Source organism: Streptomyces sp. NPDC002690 (assembly GCF_053592415.1).
In genome coordinates, this window is the sequence record NZ_JBSFVR010000056.1 from 20,874 (window position 1) to 28,196 (window position 7,323).

Annotated in this window: 4 protein-coding genes; all 4 read right to left on the reverse strand. The window is 70.5% G+C overall.

Annotated elements, in window-relative coordinates; all coding sequences use genetic code 11:
* Positions 1-74: 74 nt before the first annotated feature.
* The gene (locus ACWD3D_RS10635; RefSeq protein WP_451460527.1) at positions 75-2,078 is read right to left on the reverse strand and encodes a glycosyltransferase; all 2,004 of its coding nucleotides are present in this window, start codon (positions 2,076-2,078) and stop codon (positions 75-77) included.
* Between the two features lie 86 nt (positions 2,079-2,164).
* Complete coding sequence (locus ACWD3D_RS10640) at positions 2,165-3,640, reverse strand: SDR family oxidoreductase (RefSeq protein WP_451460528.1); 1,476 nt, start codon at positions 3,638-3,640, stop codon at positions 2,165-2,167.
* A gap of 87 nt (positions 3,641-3,727) precedes the next feature.
* Positions 3,728-5,767, reverse strand: a complete 2,040-nt coding sequence (locus ACWD3D_RS10645; RefSeq protein ID WP_451460529.1) for a hypothetical protein — start codon at positions 5,765-5,767, stop codon at positions 3,728-3,730.
* Positions 5,768-6,050: 283 nt separating this feature from the next.
* Positions 6,051-7,133: a phage baseplate protein gene (locus ACWD3D_RS10650; RefSeq protein WP_451460530.1), complete on the reverse strand. Its 1,083-nt coding sequence runs from the start codon at positions 7,131-7,133 to the stop codon at positions 6,051-6,053.
* Between the last annotated feature and the right edge of the window lie 190 nt (positions 7,134-7,323).

Genomic DNA, 7,323 nt, shown 5'->3' on the forward strand with positions numbered 1-7,323 from the left:
GTACGGGGGCGAGGACGTGCCGGGAGGCCGGACCGCCCCGCCCCGAAGCCGTGGAACACAGGAAGAACGCCACGTCAGGACGCGAGCTTCAGACCGATCGACAGGTAATTGCTGTCGGTGTAGTACGGATGGAAGGCGACCGCGCGACCCCCGGACGTGGTGACGGTCCGCTTCGGGTAGACGTTGACGGGCTTGCGTTTGATGATCTCGTCACCGAATCGTCCCAGCCGCAGCCGGTGGGACTCGCCCGAGACCGTCAGGTTCCCCGGAATGCTCAGCGACAGGTCCCAGATGGAGTCGTGGTCGATCATCCGGTCGCCGTACTGCTGGAGATCGACGGTGAAGCTCGCCGACCCCTCCGAGAACGCGCAGGGGATCAGCACCTGCGCGTCCGCGTTCTTGCGGCTCTGCGCGATCACCTGCGCCCCCTGGCCCGCCAGGTCCACCTGCGGCCCGCCCGGCAGCGCGGCGACCCCCAGCGCGAAGACCCGCACCGTGAGGTGGGGACCCGCCGTCTCGACGGACAGCACCTCCGCGTGGGCGGCGAACTCGCGCGAGACGATCTGGAGGCACTCGTCCTCGGAGCGCGTCACCGTACGGAACCGCACCGGGCCGGTGTGGGCCGGCGACGAGATCAGCGAGTTCGTGGACTGCTGGAGCTCACGGACCTTCACCCGGCGCATCACGCCGTCGTCCTCACGGCGCAGCAGCACGTTCCAGGTGCCGGGCGCCAGCCGGAGCCGGGCCGGGACGACGGCGTAGAGACGCCCGTCCACCGCGCGTTCCGCCTGCGCCGCCAACAGCGCCTGGCGGCCGTCCGCCGTGTTGACGCAGAGCACGGTGAAGTGGCCCCCGGGGGCGGTCGCCGGATCGACGGCGAACTCCAGGTCGCCCGCCGGAGTGGACCGGCAGAGCGCTTCCGGACGGAAGTCCCGGGCCGTCAGCAGACCGGCCAGGAAGTTCTCGTACGTCTTCGCCTGTTCCTCGTTGCTGTAACGGGTGGACGCCTCCAGCGCGTTCGCGGAGAGCCGCGCGCGCAGCTCGGCGTCGCTCATCAGCAGGTCCAGGTTCTTGGCGAAGGCGTCCGCGTCGCCGACCGGGGACAGTCTCCCGTCCACCCCGTCGGTGATGATCTCGGAGGGGCCGTGCGGACCCGCCGTGCTGAGCACGGGCACTCCGCAGGTCATCGCCTCGACGATGGTCAGACCGAACGTCTCGTCGGTCGAGGTCGAGGTGTGCAGCGCGGCCTTGGCCAGTTCCTCCCGCAGGTGCTTGGTGTGCCCCATGAGGAGGATGCGGTCGTTCGCGCCGAGGTCGTCGATCTGCTTGCGCAGCGCCGCCTTCTCCGCGCCGCTGCCGAAGATGCGCAGGGTCCAGTCGGGGTGCCTCCGGCCGAGCTGGGCGAACGCGGTGATCAGCAGGTCGAACCGCTTCCAGTCCACCATCCGGCCGGAGGAGGTCACGATGCGCGAACCGCGCACGTCCGACCGGAGAGTGGTGCCGGGGACGGCGTTGGGGATGGCGTGGAAGACGGTTCCCACCGCCCCGTACGCGTCCTGGTGGGTCCGGGCGTCCCGGGCGGTCACCGTGACGAACGCGTCCAGCTTCGGGATGGCGGCGTCGAGCGCCTTCCGCGAGCCGGGGGACTGGTGGTGGTAGTGCGTGTGCGCTTGTCCCAGCGTGATGTACGCCCCCGTCCCGAAGGCCGCGAGCAGCGTGACGGTGTTCGGGGCGGTCGCGATGACCACGTCCGCGTCGCAGCCGGCGAGATAGGCGGCGGCACGCTCGTCCACCAGGCGGCTGTAGCGGTTGCGGTCGTCCGGCTTGAACCCCGCGCAGTGGTCGGACGGGACCGAGTGCAGCGGTTCGTCGAGATCGGCGGAGCCGTTGCGGGTGTCCATCAGGCTGCGCAGCGACACCCCCGGCGCGTAGCGCAGCGGAGGCGCGTCGTGGTACTGGAACAGGCTCACCAGCTCGACGTCGTGCTGCCGGGCGGCGAGGGAATTGGCCAGCGTCTGGGTGGCGACGGACGTGCCGGCCTGCCCGTACGCGCTGAACATCAGGAACGCGATCTTCATGAGGTCCTCCTGGGGGTAGCCGGTCCGGCCGGGCTCCCGATTGCGTCCCGATGACCCCACCGGGACTGCTGTGGGCTGGTTGTGGCTCAGAGCGTCGTACGGTCCTCGGACGCGTCGAGGATCTGCGACAGCGCCGCGTCGAACGCCGAGCCCTGCTGGGCGGGGGAAGCGGTCCGTACGTCGATCACCCGGCCGGACATGCGCGAGAGCAGCACGTCCAGCGCGCTGCGCGCCGCCGCGCGCGGGGACGGCGACGTGTCCTCGTGCCGTCCCGCACCGCTCCGCGGTCCGCTCCCGCTCGAAACCCGTTCGGGATTGAGGCAGTTGACCCGGACGCCGTCCTCGGCCCACTCCTCGGACAGCGCCTGGGTGAGGTTGACCATGGCCGCGTTGGCGGAGGAGTGCAGGCTGTACCCGGCCCGGCCGCGGGTGTAGCTGGTTCCGGTGAGGAGGAGCAACTGCCCCTTCGCATGGGCCAGGTGGGGGTGCGCGGCGCGGGCGATGGCGACCGGCGTGAAGTAGTGGGTGCGCAGCGCCTCCTGGATCGCCGCGGTGCCGGTCTCCGCGAGCCGGCCGACCGGGAGACGGCCCGCGGTGTTCACCACGAAGTCGATCCGGCCGGTGTCGGCGCGTGCGGCGGCGAGTTCCCTCGCGGCGTCCTCGCCGTCGGTGGGGTGGCCCACGGCGCGCACGTGTGCCCCGTATCCACCGGCCAGACGCGCCAGGTCGGCGCCGAGGCCCTCGGCAGCGCCGAACACGACGAGGGTCCGTCCGGCCAGGGCGCCCCGGTAGAAGGCGTCCGAACCGCTCTTCGGGGCGGTGGTGGACGCCAGCTGGAAGAGCTTGTCGGCGATGAACACGTCGACGGGCTGCGTGATCTTCATGTTGTGTTCGTCGCCCATGACCACGTGCACGGGTACGTCGGGCAGATGTCGGACGACGACCGAGCAGTCGTCCGTGGCACGGAAGAGCGGGTCGGCCGCCGCGAGCCGGTAGGCGGCGCGGATGGTGGACAGCCGGAAACCCTGCGGGGTCTGGCCGCGCCGCAGCCGGCCGCGTTCCGGCACCTCGGTGATGAACTCGCCGTCCTCGCCGTGCGTGCGCGTGACGATCACGGTGTCGGAGGACGGGATCGCCACGTCCACGGCGCTGTGAAGCTCCAGTGCGGCCACGCAGTCCCTCACCACGCGGGGCGAGAGCAGCGGACGCACGGCGTCGTGGATCAGCACGTCGCAGTCTTCGTCGCCGAGGCCGGCGGCGATCGCCTCGATGGCGATGTCGGTCGTTTCGTTGCGGGTGCTGCCCCCGGCCAGCACCCGGGAGACCTTTGCCAGTCCCGCGCCGACGACGATCCTCTCGGCCTCCGCACGATGGTCCGGGGGCATCAGCACGACGACCTCGTCGATCTCGTCGACGTTCTCGAACACGTGCAGGGTGTGTTCGAGGACCGACCGTCCCGCGATCTTGAGCAATTGCTTGGGAACAGTGAGACCGACGCGCTGTCCGGTGCCGCCGGCGAGGACGACGGCGATGGTACGGCGACGGGTGGCGCTGGTGCTCAAGGTTCTGTGCTCCCTGTAGGAGTTGGGTGGCCGCGTGCCGCCGCGGTCACGGCCGGGACCGCCGGCGTGCGGTCCCGGCCGTTCGCGTCAGGCGATCCGGTGCGGCTGCCGGTCGGGCTCGGGCGCGTCCGGAGGCGTGATCGCCTCCGGAGGGGGCGGGTACTCGACGGGGAAGTCGCGCAGACCCCGCAGATAGAGGTCGGTCGCCGCACGGGCGAACCGGTACGAGGACGGCGGGTTGTCCGGACCGAGCAGGTAGTCCTTGAGCTGCTCGCGGTAGGGCGCCATGACGTCCTGGTCCCGGGAGAACATGGCGGTGAGCGCCGTCTCCAGCCCGTTGCACTCCGCGTCGATCAGGTACGAGGCGTAGGCCGTGCGCTGTTCGTTGCGGAACTCGTCGTCCGGCAGGCCGTCCAGGTTGAAGATCGCGTACGGCTTGCGCGTGGCCACGAAGTCGGAGACCACGCTCGACATGTCGCCGATCAGCATGTCCGAGTGGTTGAAGCAGTCGTACAGCGTCGGCACCCGGCCGGTGATCACCTGGTGGGCGTCGACCGGCAGGGAGTCCCAGTGCAGCGCGCCGGCCTGGTCGCGGAGTCTGCGGATCCGGATGGTCCGGTCTTCCTCGGTGAGGTCCGGGTACCTCGAACGGACACCACGTTCCTGGAGGGCGGCGAGCTTCTTGTCGATCCGGGCCAGCTGCCGTGCGGCGGACTTCGAGTCGAGGACCTTGCGGCCGAAGCGGGCGGCGTTGTCCTCCTGCAGAAGCGAGATGATGCGCCGGTGGGCGGCTGCCGCGGCGGGGGAGCGGGTGCCCGTCAGCGGGTGGGGCTTGTAGATGATCCGCAGCTTGCGCTCGTCGGCGAGGAGCGTCCGGACGAGGTGCTCGCCGGACGGGATGACGGAGGTGTAGCAGGCGTCGTCGGTCCAGCCCTCCCACGTGGGGGCGTAGATCACCGTGGGCACGTCCTGGCTGACCGATCCGCTCCAGCGCTCCAGGGGCATCAGCTGCGGGCGGCCGACCTCGACGATCTGCTGGGCCGTGACGGCGTGCTTGATGCGCTCGTAGCGGTCGCGCCCGGCTCGCCCGGCCACCCAGATCTCGTCGAAGACCTTGCTGACGCGGTTGCTGCTGGCGAGTTTGTCGCTGTCGCCGTGGCCGATGAAGACGTGCTTCACCTCGTGGCGCTGGAGCATGTGGACGTTCTTGCCGGCGTTCCCGGGATAGAGCGTGACCCGGAGTTCGGGCATCTCCACCCGTGCCAGGTACTCGGCCTTGGGCACACAGACGACGGGGACGGACGTGGCGTCGAGGAAGCGCAGAGTGGCCCGTTCCCGGAGCACGATGATGGGCCGCAGCTCCAGTGACTCCAGTGCCTCCAGCCACATGTTCACCTGGTACATGAAGTCCCGGGAGACGGCGGCGAAGGTGAAGTAGAGGGCGACCTGGGGCCGGTACTGCGCGAGCTGCCAGTTCAGTTCGCCGATGGCGTCGTCAGGGGTCGGCAGGACGAGCGCGTTGCGGGCGCCGGGCACCAGGACCAGGACGGCCACCGCCGCGAACCACACCGTGGCGATGGCTCCGAAGGTCACGAACTCCCAGCGCCCGGTGCCGACCGTGGCGAGCGCCCCGCCGACGAGCGGTATGTCCAGGTGCAGGGTTTTACGGACGTACTTGTCCATCAGGAACGGGTGCGGCAGCCGCCGGATCCCCAGCGCGTCCATGTCGAGTCCGCGGGTGGTGAAGGGAAGCGCGGCGCGTTCGGACTTCACCCGCTTGAGCAGAGCGCCGTAGACGAGCTGCAGGAAGAAGAGGAGAAGCAGTCCGACCGAGGTCATCTGGATGACGAACGAGTCGAGGTCGCCGATCGATCCGCACAGGGCCAGCAGCAGGAACTGCCGGATCAGGAAGCGGATGGTGAGCCCGAAGCGGGAGTCCCTCAGCCGGTCGAGTGTCGACGAGTCGGACGAGTGCAGTGCCAGGTCGGCCGCGTAACTGGCGGCCGCCGCACCGGCGAAGACCGGGAGCGAGGCCATGACGACCGCCACCAGCATGGCGAGGAAGCTGAGAACCAGGACCGCCGTGATGAGGAAGCCCAGTGCGGCCTGACGTTGTGCCTTGCCCATCTCTGGCAGGGCCCTCCTTCATGATCTGTGCGTGGCGCGGGGCGCGTGACGCGCGGCTACGTCGCCGATGCGGTCAGGAGGTCGCACCTCACACGGGAATCTGGCCGTGCCGAGAACGGCATGCGAACGGCAGGTGAGGAGATTGCGAAGCATCCGATCGAACTTTAGACACTCATGAAGCTTTTAGTGAACGTTCAACAGCAAAAAAGGATCAGATGGTAGTAGTTCGATGCCGAACAGTTACCAACCACCGTGCGTCCGGTGAGGGGTGTCGTACGTTCCGTCACGGACGGGCCGTGCGGGGCGACAGCGCGGCGGGACGCTCCCCGGCCCACGGGGGACACGAGAAGACCGTGATGTCGCGGCGGCCCGGCGTCTTGACCGAGAAGGCGACGCAGAGCTCCGGACGGACACCGGGACGCACGGCGATTCCCTCCGGCTCGCGGAACTCCAGGTCCGGGGCGACCGTCACCTTCCGGCGCCCCACGGTCCGGCCCGTCCGCACGTCGAGCGCGGACACGTAGGTGTCGCCGCCACCGGACGGCGGATTGGCGCCCTTCTCGTCGGTGTAGTGCTTCCCGGTCAGCTGATAGACGAGCCGCCCCCGCAGCGCGCACCCCTGGAAGGTCTCTCCGCTCCGCAGGGCGGTGTCCTCCAGACTCCACAGGGGCTCGTGGCGGCCGGCGGCGAAATCGTCCATGGCGTGGACGGAGTACCGGTGCGTCCGTCCTGTCCAATGGCTCACCAGGACGCGACGGTGCGAGAGGTCGAGGGTGGGATGGACCTTGCGGGCGCCGGGGTACGGGCGGTGGTGGCGCACCTCGGCCGAGGAACTGTCCACCACGGCGCCGTCCCGGAAGCGGACGCGGGCCACGGCCCGGCCGTATCCCGTCTCCGGATCGGCGTCCGACTCCGCCCAGAGGAAGACGTCCTCGCCCACGGGCTCGGCGCCGAACGACATCCCGTGCCCGAACCCCCGCAGATGCATGCTCGCCGTCAGCTCGCCGGAGGCGGAGAGCCGGGAGACGCACAGGTCCCCGGCCAGCCGCCGTTCCCGGCCGCCGGGAGCGCGGTCCTCGTCCCCGAGCCGTACCGAGGCGGGTACGACCTGGAGGGCGTACAGAGCCCCGCCGCCGTCCGGATAGGAGAGGGACTGCGGGCCCGACACGTGTCGCAGCGGGCTGAGCGGCAGGTCCTCGGCCGCCCCCGACACGTCGAACTCACCGACCGCCCCGGCAGGAGGAGGACCGGCGGGGCGCGCTCCCGAGGAGCGGCCGAGCAGCGCGCCGCCGGCCGCGGCCAGCAGGGTCCCGCCGCCCGCCACCAGCAGGGCCCGACGCCCGGGGCGACGCAGTGGGTCCGTCATGTTCCGTGCGACCGCCGTCCGATCCGAGGGGAAAGGAACATCCTGCCACCCCCGCCCCGGCACCCGGCCCACCCGCACGTGGACGGGCCGTACGGAGGAGAGCCGACACCGGCCCGGGCGGGCGGGGCGGCAACACCGTCAGGGCGGGGGACGACAGATACCAGGTCACCTTCGGAGGGGCCGACCTGGA

What these genes read in the sequence shown, in the direction of transcription:
- ACWD3D_RS10645 (WP_451460529.1), bottom strand. Translation starts at nt 5,767, where the DNA reads ATGGGCAAGGCACAACGTCAGGCCGCACTGGGCTTCCTCATCACGGCG.
- ACWD3D_RS10650 (WP_451460530.1), bottom strand. Translation starts at nt 7,133, where the DNA reads ATGACGGACCCACTGCGTCGCCCCGGGCGTCGGGCCCTGCTGGTGGCG.
- ACWD3D_RS10635 (WP_451460527.1), bottom strand. Translation starts at nt 2,078, where the DNA reads ATGAAGATCGCGTTCCTGATGTTCAGCGCGTACGGGCAGGCCGGCACG.